Below are 22,693 nucleotides of genomic sequence, written 5' to 3'. Positions count from 1 at the left end.
CGTCACCACACCTGGCCTTGACGCTTCAACTCCAGGCGTCGTACGAACTCCTCCAGTATCAGGGAATACAAGTCGTCTTGCAGGTAGGCATCTTCGATACCGGCGTCCATGTTGGGGTTGTCGTTGACCTCGATCACCACCACCTTGTCGCCGGATTGCTTGAGGTCCACGCCGTACAGGCCGTCGCCGATCAGGTTGGCGGTTTTTACCGCCAGTTCCACTACCGCCTTGGGCGCTTCGTGGACCGCCAGGGTGCGGCACTCGCCGTTGATGTCCTGGCCGATGGCCTTGTGGTTATAGATCTGCCAATGCCCCTTGGACATGAAGTACTGGCAGGCAAAGATCGGTTTGCGGTTGAGGACGCCGATGCGCCAGTCGTACTCGGTGTAGAAAAATTCCTGGGCCAGCAGCAACACAGAATGCTCGAACAATTCGGCGGTGGCGGTCAGCAGCGCTTGCTGGCTTTCGACCTTGATCACGCCACGGGAGAAACACCCGTCGGGGATCTTCAGCACCAGCGGGAAGCCAAGGCGCTCCCCCACCCGTTCAAAGTCTTCGGGTCGCTCCTTGTAGAGAATTTCGGTGGCGGGCATGCCCAACTGGTGGCTTTTCAGCAGGTCGGTCAGGTAGACCTTGTTGGTGCAGCGAAGGATCGACGCCGGGTCGTCCATCACCACCAGCCCTTCGCTCTCGGCTTTTTTGGCGAAGCGGTAGGTGTGGTTATCGACGCTGGTAGTCTCGCGGATCAGCAAGGCGTCGTATTCGGCCAGGCGGGCGTAGTCCTTGCGTTCGATCAGCTCCACATCGATGCCCAGGCCCTTGCCCACCCGGACGAAATTGTCCAAGGCACGGGCGTTGGATGGCGGCAATTGTTCTTGGGGATCGTGCAGGATCGCCAGGTCGTAGCGGGCCAACCGTCGGGAGCGTGGTTGACGCCAGATCTTGCGGCTGAAGTTATCCAGCGCATTGGCAAATTGATCTTCCTGGTCATCGCGCAACTTGTGCAATACGCCAGACTTGATGCCTTCGATGTGCCAGCCGTTATTCTTGCGAAACTCAACTAACAGGATTGGACAAGGGAAGGCTTCAAACAACTGACGAGCCAAATCCTGCAAGGGTTCAATATTGGTTCGACCAAAATAAAGTGTCAGGGTAAAGCCTTCGGTGTTGCTGTAGAGATGATGACTCAAGGCTTTGTCGAGGGTTTTATCCAGGTCATCCAGGGCCAGGCCGTACAGAGACTTTTTCGTCAGTTCGCTGATGGTGCGCACCGACGGAATTACCTTGTGGCCCCGCGCCTCGGCCAACAGCGAGCAGTAGTAGCCGTGCCCCAGGTACTTGTAGCTGCGGCACAGGTTGATCACCTGCACACGCTTGCCCGTCTCGTTTTCCCGGGTTTGCTCAAGGTATTCCTGGGCGGTGACGATGTCTTCGCTGGGGAAGTACGACGCCCAGTCTTCCTTGCGCTCGACAATAATCACGACTTGACTTGCACTCTTGGGAGGGCTGGAAAAATAACCGCTGGAAGTTATTGTCGCCGCCACTGTTTGCTCGGATACTTCACGCCAATGACCTTGTACCGCTGACATATTGATTGATCCGCTTTAGAGAACTAGACCTTTTCTATTAAGCACGATCTTTTAGAGAAGTCCCGTTTCGTTACGCAACTTTTACGGCGGTCACATGGCTCTTTCCTTTCGCGTTGCAACACCCGATGACGTGCCTGCATTGGTGGCATTGGAACAGCACTGTTTCACCACGGACCGGCTCTCCACCCGCAGCTTCCAGTGGATGGTCAGCCGCGCCCACGGGCAACTGCTGGTGGCGGAAAAAGGCAACGATTTGCTGGGCTACGCCCTGGTGCTGTTCCACCGTGGCACCTCCTTGGCGCGCCTGTATTCCATCGCCATCGCCGAGTCCTCCCGGGGCCTGGGTTTGGGCAAGCAACTGCTGACGCGCATCGAAGCCTGTGCGGTGGAACATGACTGCGCCTACCTGCGCCTGGAAGTGCGCACCGACAACCCCGGCGCCATCGCCCTGTACGAGCGCAACGGCTATCGGCGCTTTGCCCTGGTCAACGACTACTACGAAGACCATGCCCCCGCCCTGCGCCTGGAGAAACGCATCCTCCAGCACCAGGACGCGCGAGCCTTGAGCGTGCCCTATTACCAACAGACCACCGACTTCACCTGTGGCGCCGCCAGCCTGCTGATGGCCATGGGCGCCCTGGAACCTGCACGGGTGGCCCAGCGCCGCGAAGAACTGCAGATCTGGCGCGAAGCAACCACCGTGTTCATGACCGCCGGCCACGGCGGTTGCAGCCCCCAGGGCCTGGCACTCGCCGCGTGGCGGCGGGGCTTTCGGGTGCGTATGCAGGTCAATGTCAGTGGGCCGTTGTTTCTCAACGGGGTGCGTGATCAGCATAAAAAAGACGTCATGCGTTTGGTGCACGACGCCTTCGAGGAAGAGTTGGCCTTGAGCGACGTTGAGCAAGTGCTCGGCGGCCCGCTGGATTTACCTCAGATGCTGCGGGACGGCGGGCAGCCGCTGGTGTTGATCAGCAGCTACCGGCTGACCCGCTCCAAATCGCCCCATTGGGTGATCGTCACCGACTGCGACGAAGACTTCGTGTACCTGCACGACCCGGACGTGGATCACAGCCAGCATCGCCAACCCATGGACTGCCAGCACCTGCCGGTCAGCCACGGGGAGTTCGAGCGAATGTGCCGGTTCGGCAACAACAAATTGCGGGCGGCGGTGGTGGTGTTCAGGCGACTTGCTTGATCCCGGCCTTGGCTTCCAGCTCGCGCACCAGCGGCAACACGCGCTGGCCGAAGTACTCGACTTCTTCCTGGAAGTGCAGGAAGCCAGCCAGCACCAGGTCCACGCCGACCGCCTTCAACGCCACGATGCGCTCGGCGATCTGTTGCGGGGTGCCAATCAGGTTGGTCTTGAAGCCGTCGTTGTATTGCACCAGATCCTCAAAGGTCGACTTGGCCCAGTTGCCCTCGCCTTCCGGCGATGCCTTGCCCGCCTGCTTTGCCGCATCGCCAAATGCGTTGACGGCTTCCGGGTCGGCCTGCTCGATGATTTGCGCGAGCACGGCGCGGGCTTCTTCTTCGGTGTCGCGGGCAATCACAAACGCGTTGACCCCGACTTTCACCGAGTGGTTGTTGGCAGCGGCCTTGGCGCGAATGTCGTCCACCTGAGCCTTGATGCCTTCCGGCGTGTTGCCGTTGGTGAAGTACCAGTCCGACACCCGAGCGGCCATGTCCCGCGCGGCCCGTGAACTGCCGCCCTGGAAGATTTCCGGGTGCGGTTCGCCCAGTGGCTTGGGCTTGAGGCTGTAATTGTCGAAGCGGTAGAAATCACCGCGGAAGGTGAAGTTGTCCTGGGTCCAGATGCCTTTCAGGGCGCGGATAAATTCTTCGGAGCGGCGATAACGCTCGTCGTGCTCCAGCCAGTGTTCGCCGATGGCCTGGAACTCACCCTTGAACCAGCCGCTGACGATATTCACGGCGACGCGGCCGTTGGTGAGTTGGTCGATGGTTGCCAATTGCTTGGCCGCCAGCGCAGGTTGCCAAGGGCCGGGCAAGATCGCCGCAATTACCTTGAGCTTGGTAGTGGCCGCCAGCAACGCGTGGCTGAACGCGACGGACTCATGCTGGTATTCGGCGCCATAGCCGGCGGTGAAGCGAATCTGCGTCAGGGCGTATTCGAAGCCGGCTTCCTCGGCCAACTGCGCCAGCTTGCGGTTGTAGTCGATGCCCCAGTGGGTGCGCTGTTCGATCTTGCTGACCACCAGGCCCCCGCTGACGTTGGGTACCCAGTAGGCAAATTTAACGGCTTGCTGACTCATCGGACTGTACCTCGTGGATTGGCATGTACAGCGTAGGGAGCAGCAACTGTGCCAGTCACCGTGAGAGGCCCGTCCCAAGTGGCCTGGCGCGCTGAAAAGGGCGAAAAACGACCTGCGGGAAGGTGTCATGGATTGCGGTGGTTTGTCGTTTTGCTGTTGCCGCAGCAACAGTTGGATTCGCCCCGCCCCCGCAAACAGGGCCGTTGGCACCCGGCATGGACCGTGCAACAGCTCCACTGTCCAACTGCCCAGGAGCCGTCCCATGACCGAACATCACATGATCAATCCACTGTCCACTGGCGTCGACTATCACGCCCTGGCCGAACGCTTCCGGCCGATTTTCCAGCGCATCGCCGAAGGTGCCGTAGAACGCGAACAAACCCGCGCCCTGCCCTACGAGCCGATCCAATGGCTCAAGCAAGCCGGCTTTGGCGCCGTGCGCGTCCCGGTGGAATACGGCGGTGGCGGCGCCTCCCTGCCCCAGCTATTCGAACTGCTGATCGAACTCGCCGAAGCCGACTCCAACGTGCCCCAGGCCCTGCGCGGGCACTTCGCGTTTGCCGAAGACCGCCTGAATGCCGCACCCGGCGCGGCGCGAGACCTCTGGTTCAAACGCTTTGTCGACGGTGACATCGTGGGCTGCGCCTGGACCGAAATCGGCAGCGTGGCCATCGGCGATGTTGTCACTAAAGTCAGCCCCGACGGCGATAAATGGAAACTCAACGGTGAGAAGTTCTACAGCACTGGCAGTCTGTTTTCCGACTGGATCGACGTCTATGCCCAACGCAGCGACACCGGCGGCGATGTGATTGCCGCCACCCGCACCCGCCAGCCTGGCGTGGTGCAAAGCGATGACTGGGACGGCTTTGGCCAGCGCACCACCGGCAGCGGCACCTCGCGCTTTACCGACGCGGTGGTGGAGGCAGAAAACGTCATCGACTTTGCCACCCGTTTCAAATACCAGACCGCGTTCTACCAGTTGGTCCTGCTCGCCACCCTGGCGGGCATCGGTCGCGCGGCCCTCAAGGATGTGGCGCATCAGGTGCGCAGCCGCAAGCGGATCTACAGCCACGGCAATGCGGCCCATGTGAGCCAGGATTCGCAGATTCAGCAAGTAGTGGGCGAAGTCGCGGCGCTGGTGTATGCCGCCGAAGCCAGTGCGCTGAAGGCCGCAGTTCCGGCGCAGCGGGCTTATGTGGCAAGGTTCGGTGGGGATGATGCGGTGGAGCGCGAAGCCAACGTCGCCGCTGAAATCGAATCAGCCACGGCGCAGGTGGTGGTCTCGGAACTGATCCAGCGCGCCACCACCGAACTGTTCAACGCGCTGGGGGCGTCGGATGTGCGCCAGGGCAAAGCCCTCGATCGGCACTGGCGCAATGCACGCACGGTGTCGTCCCACAATCCGGTGATCTACAAGGCGCGGATTGTCGGCGATTGGGTGATCAATGGCTCCGAGCCACCGTTTGTATGGCAGATCGGCAATGGGCCGGCGCGTTAAAGTGCCAGCTTGAAGCCGATCATCACCAGCATGAACGCCAGGCAAGGCCGCAATATCCCGTCCGGGACCTTGCCAGCCATGTGGCTGCCGACATAAATCCCCGGCAGCGAGCCCAGCAACAGGAAACCCAGCAGGGTCCAGTCCATGTTGCCCATGCTCGCGTGGCCGAGGCCTGCCACCAGGGTCAATGGCACGGCATGGGCGATTTCCGTGCCCACCAGGCGCTTGGTGGCCAGGAACGGGTACAGGATAAACAGTGCCACGGTGCCCAGGGCGCCGGCGCCGATGGAGGTCAGGGCCACCATGGTGCCGAGGATCGCGCCGGTGACGACGGTCAGCCCATTGAGGTTGCGCGGCGCCATCTTGTAGTCGTCGCCGGCGTGCCGCTGGGCGAAGGCCAACAGCTTGTTCTTGAACAGGATCGCCGTGGCCGTCAGCAGCAGCACCACGCCCAGGGATTGCTTGATGACCGCGTTCAAGGCGGCGGGATCGGTGTCCAGGCTCTTGAGGAACCACAAGGTCAGCAACACTGCAGGCACGCTGCCCAAGGTCAACCAGCCAGTGATGGTCCAGTCGATGTTGCGATTCTTGCTGTGAACCAGCACCCCACCCGACTTGGTGATGGCGGCATACAACAGGTCGGTGCCCACGGCGGTAGCCGGGTTGATGCCAAACCAGAGCAGGATCGGCGTCATCAACGAGCCACCGCCTACACCGGTCATTCCCACGATAAATCCAACAATCAGGCCAGCAATCGAGAAACCAAAATTACCTACATCCATTACCACTACCTGCGGCCTTATAAAATTCTGGCCGCAGCATAGCGATTTTTCTTATAACGACTTATATCAATACGATCTGACTTTATGCTTTTTTCGTCAGTCGCTGGCTGCGATAGGCCTGGGTCTGGTACGGGAACGCGACGGTCTCACGGCCACGCAAGGCCGGGTGGGTGTTGATCAGAGACTGCAACTGCTCGGTGACCAGCGCCTTTTCCGCCTCCGGCAACGCCGCGATAAAGCTCACGGAGAGGAAGCGATCCATGATCACTTCCTGAGGGCTGCCCACGTGGTTGTAGGGGAAGCAGGTCATTTCGGGGGCGGAAAAATACTCGCCGGTAAACGCCTCGCGCCAACGTCCGGTGTGAAAGCGCGGGGTGTCACCCTCGTAGGGCGTGATGATTTCGGTGATTGCCGCGACCCAATCCACCGACTCGTCACGCACGTTCCAGATCAACCCCAGGCGGCCGTCCGGCTTGAGCACCCGGTGAATTTCCGCCAGGGCCGCTTCCGTGGAGAACCAGTGGAACGCTTGGGCGCACACCAGCGCATCGGCGGTTGCCGCCTCAAGCGGAATGGCTTCGGCGATGCCCGACAGCAGGCGCACGTTCGGCAGCAGCTTTTTCAACTGCGCGCCCATCGCCTCCACCGGCTCGACCGCAATCAACGTCGGCGCCACGGTATTGAGCAAACGGGTGAACTTGCCGGTGCCCGCGCCCAAGTCGATGACTGTGGAGTGGGAATTGATCTGCAGGGCGTCGGTCAGCCAGCCCGTGAGCTGCCGTGGATAGTCCGGTCGGCCTTGGGCGTAGGTGACGGCCTGAGTAGAGAAACCCTGTTGAGCAGACGTGTGAACACCGGTCATTGCCAATCTCTCCTCTGGTAGTGCGGGGGGCCACAGTGTGCGCCCTTACCGATTTATTTTCTAATCGCTGCATCCGTTTGCGCGTGCCGTGGGTAGTACCGGTAGCAGCGCCTTGCTGCCCTTAAGGAGAGATACCGATGAACGCCAAAGCCCTGTTCTGCGTGACCTGCCTGTTTGCCGCTGCACCGACCGCCTTCGCCCAGACCGGTTTACCCGACAGCATCAAGGTGCCGGACGGTCACAAGGTGGCGATGGAAACCACTGGAGTCGGCGAAATCACTTATGAATGCCGGGACAAGGCCAACATTGTCGGCCAGACCGAATGGTTCTTCGTCGGGCCCAAGGCCGTGCTCAATGACCGCAGTGGCCAGCAGGTCGGCAGCTACTTCGGCCCGCCGGCCACCTGGCAGGCCAAGGACGGCTCGAAAGTCACCGGCACCCAGTTGGCGGTGGCACCGTCCAGCCCCGGCAACCTGCCCTATCAACTGGTCAAGGCCAACCCAGCCGAAGGCAAGGGGGCGATGAGTGGCGTCGCGTACATTCAACGGGTTGCCCTCAAAGGTGGCGTAGCACCAAGCACCGAATGCACCGCGGCCAACAAGGGCCAGCAGGCAGTGGTGAAGTACCAGGCTGACTACATCTTCTGGGCGGCCAATTAACCAAACTCGTCTACGCTGCTGCGAAAGCGCCCCGGGCTCACCGCCGGGGCCTCCACCTGGAAACCTGTCTTTGCCTGAAACCGATTTTGACTATGAAGCCTGCCTGCTGGCCTGCGCCCGTGGCGAACAACTGGCCTTGCGCGGGCTGTATCAACAGGAAAGCTCCCGGCTGTTGGGAGTTGCCTTGCGCATCGTGCGCGACAAGGCCGTGGCCGAAGACATCGTGCATGACGCCTTTATCAAGATCTGGAGGGGTGCCGCCAGCTTTGACCCGCACAAGGGCTCGGCCCGCGGCTGGGTGTACAGCGTGACCCGACACCTGGCGCTGAATGCTGTGCGCAGTAGTGGCCGCGAAGTGCCCCTCAGCGAAGAACATGAAAGCGCAGCGCCCACCGACACCTTCGACTATCAAGCGCGCTCGGGGCGGATCTACAGTTGCCTCGAACAACTCGACCCGGCCCGCCGCAATTGCATCCTGCATGCGTATGTAGACGGTTATTCCCACAGCGAAATCGCGCACAAACTCGGCACTCCATTGGGCACCGTGAAAGCGTGGATCAAACGCAGCCTCGCGGCATTGCGTGAGTGCATGGCATGAACAGCATCGACGAACTGGCCAGCGAATATGTGCTGGGCACCTTGCCCGCCGAACAGCGTGCCGAGGTGGAACAGCGCCTGGCAACCGACACCGCGTTGCGCGCAGCGGTGGACGCCTGGGAGCAGCGCCTGCTGCCATTGACCGAACAGGCTGCGCCCGCAACGCCGTCGGCGTATTTATGGCGACGCATCGAGCGCAGCCTGGGGCATTCGACCAATCACGATTCGCCCGTCTCGTGGTGGAACCGGCTGGCCCTGTGGCGCGGGCTGGCCGGTGCGGGCATCGCGGCAAGCCTGGTATTGGCGACGTTGCTACTGACCCGTACGGCTGCCATCAACCCGACCGCTTATGTGGTGGTGCTGGTCGCCCCGCAAAACCGGGCGCCGGGCTGGGTGATCCAGGCGAGTAATACTCAGGAAATCCAGCTGATTCCACTGGGCGTCATGGAAGTACCGGCAGACAAGACCTTGCAGTTCTGGACCAAGGGCGAAGACTGGCAAGGCCCGGTGTCGCTGGGCTTGGTCAAACCCGGGCAGACGTTATCTGTGCCCCTGGACAAACTCCCGCCACTGGCACCGAACCAGCTGTTTGAGCTGACCCTGGAAAATCCGGGCGGCTCGAAAACCGGCAAGCCGACAGGTCCGATTCAGGCAATCGGCCGGGCGGTTAAAGTAATCTGAACGTAATGCAATGTTGTGGAAGGCCAGTTCGTGCACTGGCATTACATCTCGGGGCTATGGCGTCACCATTGCGCTATAGAATCGGGCTCGAAAACCCGGCTCCCTGGACCCTTCATGCCCTCAAAAACCCGTTCGCTGCTGATTCTCGCCCTCGTCGTCATCTTCACCGGCATCGGCGCCGGCCTGGGCGGCATGCTCCTCGCCTTGCTGCTGCACGGCATTCAGCACCTGGCCTACGGCTACAGCCTCGACAGCCTGATCAGCCATGAAACCTTTCTGCTCGGCGTCACCGCCGCCGCGCCCGAACGCCGGGTGTTGGTACTGATCACCTGCGGCCTGGTGGCCGGTGTGGGTTGGTGGTTGATCTACCGCTATGGCCGCCCGTTGGTGAGCATCAAGCAAGCGGTCTCGGCCGACGCGCCGATCATGCCGCCCAAGACCACCCTCGCCCACGCCGTGCTGCAAATCATCACCGTGGCCTTCGGCTCGCCCTTGGGCCGTGAAGTGGCGCCACGGGAAGTCGGCGCGCTGGCCGCCACCTGGTTGTCACAACGGGCGCGGCTGGCGCCGGACATGCATCGGTTGATTGTTGCCTGCGGCGCGGGTGCCGGGCTGGCGGCGGTGTACAACGTGCCGCTGGGTGGCGCGGTGTTTGTGCTCGAAGTGTTGGTGGGCGTGTTCAGTTGGCCGGCGGCGGTAATCGCCCTGGCCACCTCGGCCATCGGCGCATCGGTGGCCTGGATTGGCTTGGGGGCAGAGGCGCAATACATGGTGCCGCACTTTGTGCTCAGCCCTGGCTTGATCGCCTGGGCGCTGGCCTGCGGGCCGGTGTTCGGGTTGGCCGCCTATGGGTTCACCCGCCTGACCGGCGCCGCCCGCAGCAACGCCGCCCGTGGCTGGCGGCTGCCGGTGCTGTCGCTGATCAACTTCACCATCATTGGCGGCCTGGCGATTTTCCTGCCGCAAATCCTCGGCAACGGCAAAGGCCCGGCGCAGTTGGGCTTCGACAACGAGCTGACCATCGCCTTGGCCGCCGTGCTGCTGGTGGTCAAAGTACTGATCACCGCCAGCAGCCTGCGCGCCGGTGCCGAAGGCGGTCTGCTGACCCCGGCGCTGGCCAACGGCGCCCTGCTCGCGATCATCCTCGGTGGCGCCTGGAACCTGCTGTGGCCCGGCGTACCGCTGGGGGCGTTCGCGATCATTGGTGCGGCGGCGTTCCTGGCATCGAGCATGAGCATGCCGTTGACGGCGATTGTGCTGGTGGCGGAATTCACCCGCATCGACCATGACTTCCTGGTGCCGATCATTCTCGCAGTGGCGGGTTCGATGTGCATGAGCAAGCTGTGCGTCCTGTGGGAAAAGCGTTGAAGAAGCTGGATTAAAACCCCGACACGCGCCATCCTCCGCGCTTTAAGCCGCCCCCTCAGCGGCGTTCTACGCACAAAGGATATGCCCATGCACGACCAACCCCTCGCCCCCGCCGATTTCGAGTTCATCGACGAAACCCTGCTCAAGTACGGCGACGACCATTCGGTGCTGAACCTGGCCGAGCTCGACGGCTACTTCACCGCACTGGTTTCAAGCCCCGCGCAGGTGGAGGTTGCCGAATGGTTTCCCGGTATCTTTGGTGGGCAGAACCCGGATTGGGAAAGCCCGGAAGAAGCCGGGCAGTTTCTTGAACTGTGCGTGCGCCATATGAATGCTATTGCCACGCAACTGGCGACCGATGCCCAAGGTTTCAAGGCGCGTTTCGAAGAAACCGAGCACCAGGACCAGCCACTGACCCTGGCGGAAGAATGGTGCTTTGGCTATATCCGTGGCGCCGCCATTGGCAACTGGCCAGAGCTGCCCGCCGAACAGGCCGGGCAACTGGAGAAGATTTCCTGGTGCGCCGAGCAGGACAACTTCGAACTGCCGGCAGACCTGGATGTTGATGCCCATCAGCAACGGGTAGCCGCTATCGAACCGGCCGCCCGCGCGTTGCACGACTACTGGTTGGCCCAGCGCTGATTGAGCGTGTGCTGAACGCAACACCTGTGGCGAGGGAGCTTGCTCCCTCGCCGCATTTATGTTGTTGCTCCAGGTTCAGTTGCCGCTAGTTGAAATCGACGTCAAATGCCTGGTAGAACGCATTGCCAGTGTTGGCTACGATCCACATCAACACCAGCACATGCCGGCCCTTCTTGCCCTTGGGCAATGTCACTTGATGCTCGACCTTGGCCTTCAATTCTGCCGAGTGCTGGTAATACGGCACCTGGGTGTAGAAATCCTCAAAGAAAGGCTTGGCCTCCAGTTGAGCACGGCTGATGCGCTGCTTGGGGTCCCAACCGTCCTTGGTGATCAACCAGCGATAGCCACGGGTCACGTGCGCGGCGGTGTAAGCCCACTGCACCTTGAATACCTGGCCGGCTTCAACATTCAACAACGGCCAGTTAAACGGGGTGTTGAGCTTCTTACCCATTTCTTCGTCGGTGAAGTTCACGCAGTCGCGGGCATCGGTCTTGCCGCCGCTGAGGATGTGCCCGTCGGCGGGGGGCGTGACGCTCTGATCGTCAGTTTCGTAAGGTGCCGGAAACGGTCCGGCGTTGAGGGCCGGGAAGTTCTTGCCGCCTTCCATTTCGTTGACTTGCCAGTTTTCCAACAGGCCACGCTCTACCGCCACCGAACCACGGCTGGCGGGGGTTACGACGCGACCATGCCTGAGTTGAGTCTGGGGTTTGTTCATTTCAGTCACTCCTTGATTGAAGACTTCCCCTCATGGGAAGCGCCTTGAACTTAGCCCACCCCGCCGGGTTGTCTACCCGACGGTTCTGTCAGACAAATCGCGTCATGCCCTTGTTTTGCGGAGTTTTTGTAGCGGTCCTGCATCGGTTCTGTCGTCGGTCCTACCCTGCAACAGGCGATCGGACTACAGCGGCCGTCCGTGAACACCTGGCCTCAGGTGTTCAGGATCAGCTCAAATCCGCCATAGATCATCCGCTGCCCATCAAACGGCATCGGATTGGCGTCCGCCTTCAGGCGCGGGTCTTCCATCACCTTGCTCATCCCGGCATCACGCACCTCGCGTGATGGCCACAGGATCCAGGAAAACACCACGGTTTCATCTTCCTTGAGCTTGACCGCCATGGGGAACGAGGTCACCTGCCCTTGGGGCACGTCATCGCCCCAACACTCGATGATATTCAGCGCGCCGTGTTCCTTGAACACCACGGCTGCGGCCTTGGCGTGCCGGATGAATTGTTCGCGGTTTGCGGTGGGCACCGCGATCACACAGCCATCTACGTAAGACATGATCATTCTCCTGACTCGACGGGTTGTTGTGCCTGTAGTCGATCCATCAGGCGCTCAATCGACATCAACGTGGGAAATGTCGACCAGTGGTGTGTTATCGATTGCGATGCCGGGTCGATTCTTGATATGACAGGCGCCTTCAACAACAAAGCCCACCCAAAGGACTGACCCGCCATGACCGCCCACGCTACCGCCTTCCACGCCCTGCACCATGCTCAACTGTTGATCCTGCCCAACGTCGCCGATGCCGGCGGTGCGCGCCTGGTGGCGCAACTGGGCAGCCAGGCCGTCGCCACCAGCAGCGCGGCCGTTGCCTGGACCCACGGCTATAAGGACGGCAATCAGCTGCCGCTGCCGCTGCTGGTCAGCACCGTGCAATCCATCGCCCGGGTGATTGACGTGCCGCTGAGCGTGGACATCGAGGCCGGTTATTCCGACGACCCGGAGCACGTGGGCCGGGTGATCAAGGCCGTAATCGACGCGGGCGCCATCGGCGTCAATATCGAGGACGGTGCCGGCACCCCTGAATTGCTGGCGCGCAAGATCGAGGTTGCCCGTCGTGTGGCGGACAGCTGTGGCGTGAAGCTGTTTATCAATGCCCGCAGCGACGTGTATTTGAAAGGATTGGCCCCAGAGCCACAGCGCCTTGAAGAACTCCTCAAGCGCGCGGCGTTGTACCAGGGCGCAGGCGCCGACGGGCTGTTTGCCGCCGGCATCCATCTGGAACACGAAATCCGTCAGCTCTGCCAGGCGACCAACTTGCCGGTCAACGTGCTGGCCTGGGCCGGCCTGCCCGCGCCCGAGACGCTGCAAGCCTTGGGCGTACGCCGCCTCACGGCCGGCTCGAGCATCGCCGAATTCCTGTATGGCGCCATGCACAGCCTGGCCGAAGGTTTCCTGCGAACCGGGAAGCTCGATACCCATGAGCTGAAGGCGTTCACCTACGGCGACTTGAATGGCCGCATGCCGGGTTAAGACGTCCCACGTACCAACGGCATATTGGCGACAATAAATTCGATAAACACCCGCAGCTTGGGCGGCACCTGCCGCCCCGACGGCCAGAGCAGGTTGAACTGGCCACCCTCCCAGGTGTAATCCCCAAGCACCTCCACCAGATGCCCGGCCGCCAGCGCCTCGCGCACCACGAAGTCGGCCGCATAAGTCAGGCCTTGGCCTTGCACCGCCAGCTCCATGCGCCCTTCCACCGAATTGCAGATCATCGAGCGCGGCAGCTCAAGCTCCAGCGCTCGCTCGTCGCGGCGCATCTGCCAGGCCTGGAGTTTGCCGGAGGCGGGAAAGCGGAAATGGATGCAGCGATGTGCGTGCAGGTCCTCCGGGCAACGCGGCGTTCCGTTCCGAGCCAGATAATCCGGGGAGCCAACGACCAACATTCGATAAGTGCCCAGCGGACGCGCCGACAGCCCGGAATCCTTCGGCGCACCGCTGCGGATGACCGCGTCGAAACCTTCGGCAATCACGTCTGCCAGACGGTCGTTGAAATCCAGGTCCAGCTGGATCTGCGGGTACAACGCCTGGAACTCGCCGAACATCCTCAGGAACGGCCGGGCAATCATCGGCAGGCCAACCCGCAGCGGTCCCTGGGGCGCGGCAAGGGTTTGCGACAGCTCTTCACCCGCCACTTCCAGCTCCGCCAACACCCGCCGGCAGCGCTCGACAAACTGCGTGCCCTGGGCCGTGAGGGTGATGCTGCGGGTGCTGCGATGGAACAGCCGCACACCAAACTTTGCCTCCAGCCGGGCAATGCTCTTGCTCACCGCCGACGCCGAGATGCCCAGCGCCCTGCCCGCGCCGACAAAACTGCGGGCTTCAGCCGCCGCGACAAACACGCCGATGGCATTCAGGCTTTCCATACGCTCCCCCATTAAGGACTCTGGAGTCCATTCTAAACAGAACCGAGGCCTGTTTTTCCGCTAATTGTTCACGCCTATGGTGGTGGCTCGTTCCCCAGCCACAGGCTTTTACCCATGAAGATTTTCCTTACCGGTGCCAATGGTTTCGTCGGCGGCAGCGTCGCCCATCACTTGATTGCCCAAGGGCACAGCGTGCGCGGCCTGCTGCGGGACCCGCAGAAAGCCGCACGCCTGCAAGCCCAGGGCATCACTCCAGTGATTGGTAGCCTGGATGATCGCCAGTTACTGATCGACGAAGCTCGCCAAGCCGATGCGGTGATTGATGCCGCCAACAGCGACCACGCCGGCGCCGTCGACGCGTTTATCGAGGCGCTGCGGGGCTCCGGCAAATTGCTGATCCACACCAGCGGCTCCAGCATCATCGGCGATGATGCGTTGGGTAATACGCTGTCCGAACACATCTTCGACGAAGACACGCCGTTCATCATCGAGGCCCCCAAGCAAGCCCGCTACGACATCGACCTGCGCATGATGGCTGCCGCCGACCTGGGTATTCGCAGCGTGGTGATCTGCCCGAGCAATATCTATGGCGTAGGCCATGGCCTGACCAATCACAGCTTCCAGCTGCCATTCCTGATGGCCCGCGCCCGGGAAACCGGAGTGATGCGTATTGTTGGGCGTGGGGTTAATCGCTGGTCCAACGTGCACATTGATGACGTTGCGCAATTGTTCCTGCTGGCCGTGGAAAAAGCCCCGGCTGGCGCGTTCTATTTTCTGGAGAACGGTGAAGCGTCGTTTATCGATATGGCCGCCGCGCTGGCCAAGCGCATGAACCTGGGCGCGGTGCAGTCATGGCCAGCCGACGAAGCCGAACGACACTGGGACCCGATGCACGTGCATTACACCTTCGGCACCAATAGCCGGGTCAAGGCCAAGCGTGCTCGCGCCGAGCTGGGTTGGGCGCCGCGTCACGCTTCGATCCTCGACTGGATCGGCAGCGAGATGCCGCTATGAGCCGCGTCTGGATGATTACCGGCAGCGCTGGCGGCCTGGGTGCCGGCATCGCCCGCGCGGCGCTGGTTAACGGCGACCAGGTGGTAGCCACCGACCTTGACGTGGCCCGTCTGGACCAGACCTACAGCAGCGACCAGGTGATGACCGCCGCGCTGGACATCCGCGATGAGCAACAGGCCCAAACGGTGGTGGCCGCCGCCATCGCACGATTCGGACGCATCGATGTGCTGGTCAATAACGCCGGCTACGGACAGTTCGGGCCATTCGAGGAAGTCGAACCCGAGGCCATCGAGCGCCAGTTCGCCACCAACGTGTTCGGCACCTTCAATGTCACCCGCGCGGTGCTGCCGGTGATGCGCCGCCAGCGCAGCGGCCACCTGGTGATGATGTCGTCCAATGGCGGCTTCAAGGGCGTGCGTGGGGCCTCGATGTATTCGGCGTCGAAGTTTGCGATTGAAGGGTTCTCCGAAGCCCTGGCCGAGGAAGTCGCCGAGTTCGGCATCCGCCTGACGCTGCTGGAGCCCGGGGCGTTTCGTACTGACTTTCTCGACAGCCGGATGCTCAAGCTTGGCACCCGGGCACTTGAGGATTACGCCGAATTTCGCGCCCGCACGCTGGCGGTCTTCGAGGCTCGTAATCACCGGCAAATCGGCGACCCGGATCGGCTAGGCCTGGCGGTTGTGCAATTGGCGGCTCTGGCAGCACCGCCCTTGCGCTTCGTCGCTGGCAGCGATGCGCTCAGTGTCGTCGAAGCCAAGCTGGACCAGGTTCGCGCCGATCTTGAACGCTGGCGCTCGCTGTCCACCTCCACCGATTTCCCTCAATAGAGACCTCTGTCATGACCGACCTCATCACCCGCGTAGAACAGCTGGAAACCCGCTTCGCCCTGGAGCGCCTGATCAGTGAGTACGCCCACGCCTTCGACGCTCGCGACGAAACGCTGCTGCGCAGCATCTGGCACGACGACGCACGGCTGGACCTCGGTGCCGCGTTTGGCTGCCATGACGGCGTTGCAGCGATTATTGCTTCCGCCCACCTCAACTGGGCAGCCATGCCGCATATGCATCACTGGATGGCCAACCCGCTGATCGACATCAGCGGCGACACCGCCAGCGCGAGGGTTGCGGTGGATTGCCTGTGCACCCATAACGAACTGGGACAGGTGCAGATCAGCGGTCTTTATCACGACCGGTTCGAACGCCGGCAAGGGCGCTGGGCGTTCAGCGAGCGGCGCTTTGAGCTGCACTTTCTGACGCCGCTGGCAGGCTGGAAGCCGGTGGCGGGGCTTGAGGCGTAGATCCATGCTCGACAAGGGTGGCGTGTTTGGCCGATTATTCGTGTCCGCCAAACGCCACCCGCCTTGAAGCAGGAGCCTTGTACCTTGAGTTCGCAGAAAACCGTGACCGTTACACCGCCCAACTTTCCACTGAACGGCAAGGTAGCGCCCCCCGGCTCCAAATCCATTACCAACCGTGCCCTGCTGCTGGCGGCCCTGGCCAAGGGCACCAGCCGTTTGAGCGGCGCGCTGAAAAGCGATGACACTCGCCACATGTCGGTGGCCCTGCGGCAGATGGGCGTGGTGATCGATGAACCGGATGACACCACGTTCGTCGTCACCAGTGTTGGCAAGCTGCAATTGCCGGCGCAACCGCTGTTCCTCGGCAACGCCGGCACCGCGATGCGCTTTCTCACCGCCGCCGTGGCCACCGTGCAAGGCACCGTGGTGCTTGACGGCGACGCCTACATGCAAAAACGCCCGATCGGCCCGCTGCTGGCGACCCTCGGCCAGAATGGCATCCAGGTCGACAGCCCTACCGGTTGCCCACCCGTGACCGTCCATGGCACTGGCCGCGTGCAAGCCAAGCGTTTCGAGATCGACGGCGGACTGTCGAGCCAGTATGTGTCGGCACTGTTGATGCTGGCGGCGTGCGGCGAAGCCCCCATTGAAGTGGCCCTGACCGGCAAGGACATTGGCGCCCGTGGCTACGTCGACCTGACCCTGGACTGCATGCGCGCCTTCGGTGCCCAGGTGGACATCGTTGATGAAAGCACCTGGCGCGTGGCCCCGACCGGCTACACCGCCCACGATTACCTGATCGAACCTGACGCTTCCGCCGCCACCTACTTGTGGGCTGCCGAAGTGTTGACCGGCGGCCGCATCGACCTCGGTGTCGCCCCGCAGGATTTCACCCAGCCCGATGCCAAGGCCCAGGCAGTGATCGCACAGTTCCCGCAGATGCAGCCGGTAGTCATCGGCTCGCAGATGCAGGACGCAATCCCCACCCTCGCCGTACTGGCCGCGTTCAACAACACGCCGGTACGTTTCACGGAACTGGCCAACCTGCGGGTCAAGGAATGTGATCGGGTGCAGGCACTGCATGACGGCCTGAATGAAATCCGTCCGGGCCTGGCGACCATTGAAGGTGATGACTTGCTGGTGGCCAGCGATCCGGCCCTGGCGGGCACCACGTGCAACGCGCTGATCGACACCCACGCCGACCACCGCATCGCCATGTGCTTTGCCTTGGCGGGCTTGAAGGTCTCGGGGATCAGGATTCAGGACCCGGACTGCGTCGGCAAGACCTATCCTGAGTACTGGAAAGAGCTGGAAAGCCTTGGGGTCCATCTGACGTATTAAGCCGCCGGCGCCGGTAACGGGAGGGAGACTGCATGACGATTCGCCAACCCTGCCCACCCGGCGTCTGCGACTGCAATCGTGAGCAACTGCTCGACGTTCCCGGCGCCGATCCGCGTATCCTGCACCTGACGCGCCAGGAAGAAAAACGCCTGCTCGAACGCCTCGAAAACCTGCAAAGCCTGCCCGACCTGGAGCGCATGCAACAGCTGATGCACCAGCAACTGGGGATTCGCGTGCATGTCGCGCCGGGCCATATGGAAGTGAAGACGATGCGCGGGATTCAGATCGTTATCGATGACTTGCCGGGGTTGTGTCGCAAGACCCGGCAGTCGATTCCGGCAGCGATTCGCAAGGGCATGGAGAAACGGCCGGAGATTGCGTATCGGTTGCTGGATGCTCATGACTTGTTTCGAGAGGGTTGAATCAGTTCCCTCTGCCACCTGCAAACGACCACTCATCCGCCGCCGTCGTCGTAATCACCACCATCACATCCTCGGGGCTCAGCCCAATCGCAGCCTCCAGCCGCTCTACCAATACTTGGTAAAACCGCCGTTTTGTCTCGGTATCACGAGGTTTACCGCCCGTGATCGCGATGAGTACATAGTCGTGGCTGCGGGGGCCGCCCAGGTAGTTGGGGTCGATGATCATCTCGTCAATTTCGTGCTGGTGGATCACGTGGAAGCGATCCGCGTCAGGAATCTTGAAGCTTTCAACCAGGGCGTCATGCAATCCCTTTGAAAGCGCTTGCAGATACTCAGGGGATTTCCCACGGTGCAGTGAGATTCGGGCGTAAGGCATGGTGGTTACTCCGCAGGAGGGATGGCTGCCAACAGGTTCAGCGCCGCCACGGTGATCAGGCTGCGCTCCCTGGGCGACAGGCCCTCGCGCTCCCAGATATCGGCGAACAGCACGTCGCGGGTCAGCTCGGTAAATTTGTTGCTCATGGGCTCTCGCTCCGACAATTCAGTTGACGGGCAAAAACTAGCAAGCCAGGATCATTCCGAATATCAGATTTAATGGCACCCACCATCCCGATTTAATGGACCATTCAATGCGCCGTCCCACCTTCGACCTTGATGTACTGCGCACCTTCGTCACCGGCGTGGAGCTGAACAGCTTTGCCAAAGCGGCGGACCGCCTGGGCCGTTCGACCTCAGCCGTCAGCGCGCAATTAAAGAAACTCGAAGAACAGGTCGGCACGCCGGTGCTGAGCAAATCCGGGCGCGGGCTGGTGCTGACGCCGGTGGGTGAAGCGCTGCTCGGCCACGCCAGGCGGTTGCTGGACCTCAATGACACTGTCTTCAGCAGCCTTAACGAAACCCAAACCGCAGGCACCTTGCGCCTCGGCTTGCAGGAGGATTTTGGCGAGCACGTGCTCAGTGACATCCTTCGACGCTTCGCCAGGTTGTATCCGATGATCAGTCTTGAAGTGCGGATAGGCCGCAATGCCGAGCTGCTGACCCTGATCGACAGCGCGAGCCTGGACCTGGCGCTGACCTGGGAAACCGGTCAGACATCGTCCTGCCGCACCCGCCTGGGGCAGACACCCATGCACTGGATCGGGCCCCGGGACAACCCCCTACTACCGCGCGCCGAAGATGCGCCGCTGCCCCTGGTGATGTTCGAGGCGCCCTGCGTATTGCGCAGCGCGGCCACTGAAGCCCTGGACCGCGCCGGCATTGCCTGGCGCATTGCCTTGACCAGCCCCAGCGTGGGCGGGATCTGGGCGGCGGTCGATGCCGGGCTGGGCGTGACCTTGCGCACCCGCATCGGTTTGCCTGCGCACCTGCGGGTGCTCGACGGCCTGCCGCCGGTGCCGTCCCTTGGCTATGAATTGCATTGCAGCCATCCAGCGCCAGGCGCTGCGGTAGCACAGCTGGCAGCGCTCATACAGAGCAGCCTGGTTTAGGCGGTTTCGCAAGGTTCAAGGGTCACGAACAGTTGTCGCCCCAACTTCGCCACCGTTTCCAGGTGCTGTTCGGCAGCGCCACTTTCCGAGTCCAGTAGCAGCTCGGATGTCAGCACTTTCGCACCGCAGTAATCAAAGATCCCGTGGTCGATTTGCGTACGCATGGCGTTGGCATAGCCGTGGCGTTCAAACACACCTTCGTCCGCCCCGCCGACGCCCAGCAAGTGCACCTGCAAGTGGCCGAGCTTTTTCACCACCTTCGTCTCAAGGCTGTAGTCGATCGCCCAACCGTTGACGAATACCCGGTCGATCCAGCCCTTGAGCAAGGCCGGCATCGACCACCAGAAGATCGGGAACACCAGCACCAAGGCGTCGGCGCGGTCGAGTCGGGCCTGTTCGGCCAGTACGTCGGCCGGCGGCGTGGCGCGGGTGCGATGCACTTTATGGTCGGCGGCGTTGTAACGCGGGTCGAAACCTTCAGCGGCGAGGTCGGCGATTTCAAAGGTGTGGCCGGCGGCGGTTATGCCGGCGGCGGCCTGTTTGGCGAGGCTGTGGGTCAGGGAGTGTGAGTCGTGGTGAGCAACAACGATCAGCGCGTGCATGGCGGTGACTCCGTCGGGGTAGCGATGAGAAGGCAAATTGAGTAGGCTTGAGCTAAGTTACCGTTGGTAAGTTACTTTTGGTATATAAGCATGTCAAGCGATCAATCCCCTGCCCCTCGCCGCCGCCTGTCCCGGGATGACCGGTTGCGCCAGTTGCTCGACGTGGCCTGGCAACTGGTGCGAGAAGAAGGCACCGATGCCCTGACCCTGGGGCACCTGGCTGAGTTGGCCGGCGTTACAAAGCCGGTGGTGTATGGCCATTTTGGCGATCGCGCGGGGCTGTTGGCCGCGCTGTATGAAGATTTCGACGCCCGTCAGAACCAGGTGTTTGCCGCCGCGATCGAAGCCAGCGAACCCACCCTGGACGACCGCGCGTGGGTCATCGCCTCGTGCTATGTCGACTGTGTGTTGCTGCAGGGACGTGAAATTCCGGGCGTGATTTCCGCCTTGGCTGGCAGTCCGGAACTGGAGAGCATCAAGCGTGAGTACGACGTGATATTCCTCGGCAAGTGCCGCGATGCCCTCGCCCCTTTTGCCATGGACGGTGTGATAACCCAGGCCGGTTTGAGGGGGATGCTGGGCGCAGCGGAAGCCTTGTCCCATGCCGCAGCGAGCGGGGAAATCAGCGCGCTGGAGGCACAGGAGGAGCTGTTTGCAAGCATCAAGTCGATGGTGAGTCGAGGAGCGCGTTAGCCCAGCCTTGCGTGCACAAACATCCGGGCCTTGTGGGTCATTTGGTCGAAGTGACGATCACGTTGTTTTTCCGCATCGATCATCGCCCGCTTACCGTGTTTTTGCAGGAGATAAGTGTGGATCTGTCGCACCTCCAGCGAGCTGTAGATCGACGCCACATCCAGCAAACCCATCAGACCGTCAGTGCTGTAGTCGCGGGTGTTCATCAGCACCTGGGTACCGCGCACGCCGCGCAGTTGAAAGCCCATGGACTCGAACGCCGGTACCTTCTCTACCGCGCAGGTCAGTTCGGCATGGGGGTAGCGGGCCAGCATGTCCTGCATCATCGCCCGCGCCACGCCTTTGCGCCGATGGCTGGCGTGCACCGCCATGTACGCCACGCCGCACGCCTCGGGATCGTCTTTCACCGGCAGGTACAGCAGGAAGCCGATCACCTGCTCCTGCGCGTCCAGTGCGACGATCAATTCAACCGCAATGCCTTTGGAGCCGCCCAGCGCTTCGAGGTACAGGTGCACTTCGTAGCCGATCGCGTACTGGTAGACGTTGTACAGCAGGTTGCTCGGCGGGATGGCGACCATGCTGATGTCCGTCAGGTTGTCGACCACCATCTGCAGGATCTGCGCGTTGATCGGCTCGGCGCATGGGGTTTCATAATGGGTAAGGCTGAACATTCGAATTCCTGGTGTTTCATTTTAAGGCCCGGCGGATTGTACCTGCTGAAGGGCCGCCGTGGACCCGGAAACACCCATTGTGGCGCTTTCCAAAGGGGTGTCCAGGCTCGGCTCATTGCGCACACACTTCCCGCAGGCAACCGCGCAGCCAGCGATGGGCCAGGTCGGCGTCCAGGCGCGGGTGCCAGAGCATCGACACGGTGAAGTCCGGGAAGGCAAACGGTAGCGCAAAGCGATGGAGGTCGCTGTGCAGGTTGGCGGTATGGCGCTCCGGCACGCTGGCGATCAGGTCGGTGCTGCGGGCTAACGCCAGGGCGGTGGAGAAGCCGGCGACGATGGTTACCACGTCCCGGGTCAGCCCCAGCGCTTCAAGGGTTTGATGGATCTGGCCCTGATCACGACCGCGCCGGGACACGTAGATGTGCTGGCCTTCGGCGAAGCGTTGCGGTGTGACGATGCCTTCGCTCAGCGGGTGCCCTTTGCGCACCACGCCGATAAACCGGTCGCGAAACAGCGCCTGGGTCAGCACCTCGGGGCTGGCGCTGCTGTCGACCACGCCGGTTTCCAAGTCGACGCTGCCGTCGCGCAGCGGCGTACTGCCTTTGTCCGGCTTCTGCACGAAGCGCAACCTCACGCCCGGCGCCTCCCGGGCGATCCGCGTCAACAGCGCCGGGCCGAAGTTTTCAACAAATCCGTCGCTGGTGCGCAAGGTGAAGGTGCGTACCAGTTGGCTCAGGTCCAGCGTCGCAGCGGGTCGCAGCACCGCTTCGGCGTCCTGCACCAACTGGCTGACCTGTTCGCGCAACGCCAACGCCCGCGGCGTTGGTACCAGGCCGCGTCCAGCACGCACCAGTAACGGATCGCCCGTGGTTTCCCGCAGTCGCGCCAACGCCCGACTCATCGCCGACGGGCTCAGGCGCAAGCGTTGAGCGGCACGGGCGACGCTGCCTTCGGCGAGCAACACATCCAGAGTGACCAGCAGATTGAAATCAGGTGTCGACACGGCAAACCTCACAGGGCGTTTGGCGCACGTATAAAGTGCAAATGCTGCGCCTTCCGCCATGTT

26 protein-coding genes and 1 pseudogene are annotated in these 22,693 nt (G+C 62.0%); 15 read left to right on the top strand and 12 right to left on the bottom strand.

Annotation, left to right across the window (positions count from 1 at the left end; genetic code table 11):
• Positions 1-2: 2 nt before the first annotated feature.
• Positions 3-1,589 (bottom strand): RimK family protein, encoded by a 1,587-nt coding sequence (locus K0H47_RS30695; protein ID WP_257626784.1) that lies wholly within the window; start codon positions 1,587-1,589, stop codon positions 3-5.
• A gap of 94 nt (positions 1,590-1,683) precedes the next feature.
• Here K0H47_RS30695 and K0H47_RS30690 point away from each other — a divergent pair, with 94 nt between their 5' ends.
• Positions 1,684-2,784 carry a GNAT family N-acetyltransferase/peptidase C39 family protein gene (locus K0H47_RS30690; protein WP_219274199.1) on the top strand — a complete coding sequence of 367 codons (1,101 nt, stop codon included), beginning with the start codon at positions 1,684-1,686 and terminating at the stop codon, positions 2,782-2,784.
• Here K0H47_RS30690 and sfnG read toward each other — a convergent pair.
• Entirely contained in the window at positions 2,768-3,859 is a 1,092-nt protein-coding gene (sfnG, locus tag K0H47_RS30685) for a dimethylsulfone monooxygenase SfnG (protein ID WP_093209610.1), read from the bottom strand. The genes K0H47_RS30690 and sfnG overlap by 17 nt on opposite strands.
• A gap of 262 nt (positions 3,860-4,121) precedes the next feature.
• Here sfnG and K0H47_RS30680 point away from each other — a divergent pair, with 262 nt between their 5' ends.
• Positions 4,122-5,357, top strand: a complete 1,236-nt coding sequence (locus tag K0H47_RS30680; protein WP_219274197.1) for an acyl-CoA dehydrogenase family protein — start codon at positions 4,122-4,124, stop codon at positions 5,355-5,357.
• Here the strand turns inward: K0H47_RS30680 and K0H47_RS30675 are convergent.
• Both K0H47_RS30675 and K0H47_RS30670 read right to left on the bottom strand, forming a co-directional pair.
• Complete coding sequence (locus tag K0H47_RS30675) at positions 5,354-6,139, bottom strand: sulfite exporter TauE/SafE family protein (RefSeq protein WP_063029803.1); 786 nt, start codon at positions 6,137-6,139, stop codon at positions 5,354-5,356. The genes K0H47_RS30680 and K0H47_RS30675 overlap by 4 nt on opposite strands.
• Positions 6,140-6,221: 82 nt before the next feature.
• Positions 6,222-7,001: a class I SAM-dependent methyltransferase gene (locus tag K0H47_RS30670; RefSeq protein ID WP_218262769.1), complete on the bottom strand. Its 780-nt coding sequence runs from the start codon at positions 6,999-7,001 to the stop codon at positions 6,222-6,224.
• A 137-nt stretch (positions 7,002-7,138) separates the two neighbouring features.
• On the opposite strand from K0H47_RS30670, the gene K0H47_RS30665 reads away from it, so the two are divergent.
• From K0H47_RS30665 to K0H47_RS30645, 5 genes are all read left to right on the top strand, one after another.
• The gene (locus K0H47_RS30665) at positions 7,139-7,660 is read left to right on the top strand and encodes a DUF3455 domain-containing protein (protein ID WP_218262768.1); all 522 of its coding nucleotides are present in this window, start codon (positions 7,139-7,141) and stop codon (positions 7,658-7,660) included.
• Positions 7,661-7,730: 70 nt separating this feature from the next.
• Positions 7,731-8,258 (top strand): sigma-70 family RNA polymerase sigma factor, encoded by a 528-nt coding sequence (locus tag K0H47_RS30660; protein ID WP_218262767.1) that lies wholly within the window; start codon positions 7,731-7,733, stop codon positions 8,256-8,258.
• Entirely contained in the window at positions 8,255-8,938 is a 684-nt protein-coding gene (locus K0H47_RS30655) for an anti-sigma factor domain-containing protein (RefSeq protein WP_219274195.1), read from the top strand. The genes K0H47_RS30660 and K0H47_RS30655 overlap by 4 nt, the downstream gene beginning before the upstream one ends.
• Positions 8,939-9,052: 114 nt before the next feature.
• Positions 9,053-10,306, top strand: a complete 1,254-nt coding sequence (locus K0H47_RS30650) for a chloride channel protein (RefSeq protein WP_219274194.1) — start codon at positions 9,053-9,055, stop codon at positions 10,304-10,306.
• An 87-nt stretch (positions 10,307-10,393) separates the two neighbouring features.
• Positions 10,394-10,948, top strand: a complete 555-nt coding sequence (locus tag K0H47_RS30645; RefSeq protein ID WP_063029794.1) for a UPF0149 family protein — start codon at positions 10,394-10,396, stop codon at positions 10,946-10,948.
• An 85-nt stretch (positions 10,949-11,033) separates the two neighbouring features.
• Here K0H47_RS30645 and K0H47_RS30640 read toward each other — a convergent pair whose 3' ends face one another.
• On the bottom strand, positions 11,034-11,663 hold the full coding sequence (locus K0H47_RS30640; RefSeq protein ID WP_177117397.1) for a lytic polysaccharide monooxygenase auxiliary activity family 9 protein: 630 nt from the start codon (positions 11,661-11,663) through the stop codon (positions 11,034-11,036).
• Positions 11,664-11,875: 212 nt separating this feature from the next.
• The gene (locus tag K0H47_RS30635; protein WP_063029791.1) at positions 11,876-12,229 is read right to left on the bottom strand and encodes a DUF1428 domain-containing protein; all 354 of its coding nucleotides are present in this window, start codon (positions 12,227-12,229) and stop codon (positions 11,876-11,878) included.
• 174 nt (positions 12,230-12,403) lie between these two features.
• Between K0H47_RS30635 and K0H47_RS30630 the strand changes: the two genes are divergently transcribed.
• On the top strand, positions 12,404-13,204 hold the full coding sequence (locus tag K0H47_RS30630; RefSeq protein WP_063029789.1) for an isocitrate lyase/phosphoenolpyruvate mutase family protein: 801 nt from the start codon (positions 12,404-12,406) through the stop codon (positions 13,202-13,204).
• On the opposite strand, the gene K0H47_RS30625 is transcribed toward K0H47_RS30630, so the two are convergent.
• Positions 13,201-14,100, bottom strand: coding sequence for a LysR family transcriptional regulator (locus K0H47_RS30625; RefSeq protein WP_063029787.1), 900 nt, complete (start codon positions 14,098-14,100; stop codon positions 13,201-13,203). The two genes, K0H47_RS30630 and K0H47_RS30625, sit on opposite strands and share 4 nt — an antisense overlap.
• A 114-nt stretch (positions 14,101-14,214) precedes the next feature.
• Here K0H47_RS30625 and K0H47_RS30620 point away from each other — a divergent pair, with 114 nt between their 5' ends.
• From K0H47_RS30620 to K0H47_RS30600, 5 genes are all read left to right on the top strand, one after another.
• On the top strand, positions 14,215-15,114 hold the full coding sequence (locus K0H47_RS30620; RefSeq protein WP_063029785.1) for an NAD-dependent epimerase/dehydratase family protein: 900 nt from the start codon (positions 14,215-14,217) through the stop codon (positions 15,112-15,114).
• Complete coding sequence (locus K0H47_RS30615; protein ID WP_177071557.1) at positions 15,111-15,941, top strand: SDR family NAD(P)-dependent oxidoreductase; 831 nt, start codon at positions 15,111-15,113, stop codon at positions 15,939-15,941. The genes K0H47_RS30620 and K0H47_RS30615 overlap by 4 nt, the downstream gene beginning before the upstream one ends.
• An 11-nt stretch (positions 15,942-15,952) precedes the next feature.
• Positions 15,953-16,411 carry a nuclear transport factor 2 family protein gene (locus K0H47_RS30610; protein ID WP_063029781.1) on the top strand — a complete coding sequence of 153 codons (459 nt, stop codon included), beginning with the start codon at positions 15,953-15,955 and terminating at the stop codon, positions 16,409-16,411.
• An 84-nt stretch (positions 16,412-16,495) separates the two neighbouring features.
• The gene (gene aroA, locus K0H47_RS30605) at positions 16,496-17,752 is read left to right on the top strand and encodes a 3-phosphoshikimate 1-carboxyvinyltransferase (RefSeq protein WP_093209582.1); all 1,257 of its coding nucleotides are present in this window, start codon (positions 16,496-16,498) and stop codon (positions 17,750-17,752) included.
• A gap of 32 nt (positions 17,753-17,784) precedes the next feature.
• Complete coding sequence (locus K0H47_RS30600; RefSeq protein ID WP_201141700.1) at positions 17,785-18,174, top strand: hypothetical protein; 390 nt, start codon at positions 17,785-17,787, stop codon at positions 18,172-18,174.
• Position 18,175: 1 nt separating this feature from the next.
• Here the strand turns inward: K0H47_RS30600 and K0H47_RS30595 are convergent, their stop codons facing one another.
• Positions 18,176-18,550 (bottom strand): tautomerase family protein, encoded by a 375-nt coding sequence (locus tag K0H47_RS30595; protein ID WP_219274192.1) that lies wholly within the window; start codon positions 18,548-18,550, stop codon positions 18,176-18,178.
• Between the two features lie 38 nt (positions 18,551-18,588).
• Positions 18,589-18,696, bottom strand: a pseudogene (locus K0H47_RS30590) (carboxymuconolactone decarboxylase family protein); the annotation flags it as partial.
• 107 nt (positions 18,697-18,803) lie between these two features.
• Here K0H47_RS30590 and K0H47_RS30585 point away from each other — a divergent pair.
• Positions 18,804-19,661: a LysR substrate-binding domain-containing protein gene (locus tag K0H47_RS30585; RefSeq protein ID WP_219274191.1), complete on the top strand. Its 858-nt coding sequence runs from the start codon at positions 18,804-18,806 to the stop codon at positions 19,659-19,661.
• Here the strand turns inward: K0H47_RS30585 and K0H47_RS30580 are convergent.
• Positions 19,658-20,263 (bottom strand): NAD(P)H-dependent oxidoreductase, encoded by a 606-nt coding sequence (locus K0H47_RS30580; RefSeq protein WP_177026076.1) that lies wholly within the window; start codon positions 20,261-20,263, stop codon positions 19,658-19,660. The genes K0H47_RS30585 and K0H47_RS30580 overlap by 4 nt on opposite strands.
• A 90-nt stretch (positions 20,264-20,353) precedes the next feature.
• Between K0H47_RS30580 and K0H47_RS30575 the strand changes: the two genes are divergently transcribed.
• Entirely contained in the window at positions 20,354-20,956 is a 603-nt protein-coding gene (locus tag K0H47_RS30575; RefSeq protein ID WP_063029769.1) for a TetR/AcrR family transcriptional regulator, read from the top strand.
• On the opposite strand, the gene K0H47_RS30570 is transcribed toward K0H47_RS30575, so the two are convergent.
• Positions 20,953-21,627, bottom strand: a complete 675-nt coding sequence (locus tag K0H47_RS30570) for a GNAT family N-acetyltransferase (protein ID WP_093209572.1) — start codon at positions 21,625-21,627, stop codon at positions 20,953-20,955. The genes K0H47_RS30575 and K0H47_RS30570 overlap by 4 nt on opposite strands.
• Positions 21,628-21,739: 112 nt before the next feature.
• Positions 21,740-22,630 carry a LysR family transcriptional regulator gene (locus tag K0H47_RS30565; RefSeq protein ID WP_093209569.1) on the bottom strand — a complete coding sequence of 297 codons (891 nt, stop codon included), beginning with the start codon at positions 22,628-22,630 and terminating at the stop codon, positions 21,740-21,742.
• Positions 22,631-22,693: the final 63 nt, after the last annotated feature.

This window comes from Pseudomonas sp. Xaverov 83, from assembly GCF_019352905.1.
Classification (GTDB): domain Bacteria; phylum Pseudomonadota; class Gammaproteobacteria; order Pseudomonadales; family Pseudomonadaceae; genus Aquipseudomonas; species Aquipseudomonas yamanorum.
This window is presented reverse-complemented; position numbering and strand designations above follow the sequence as displayed.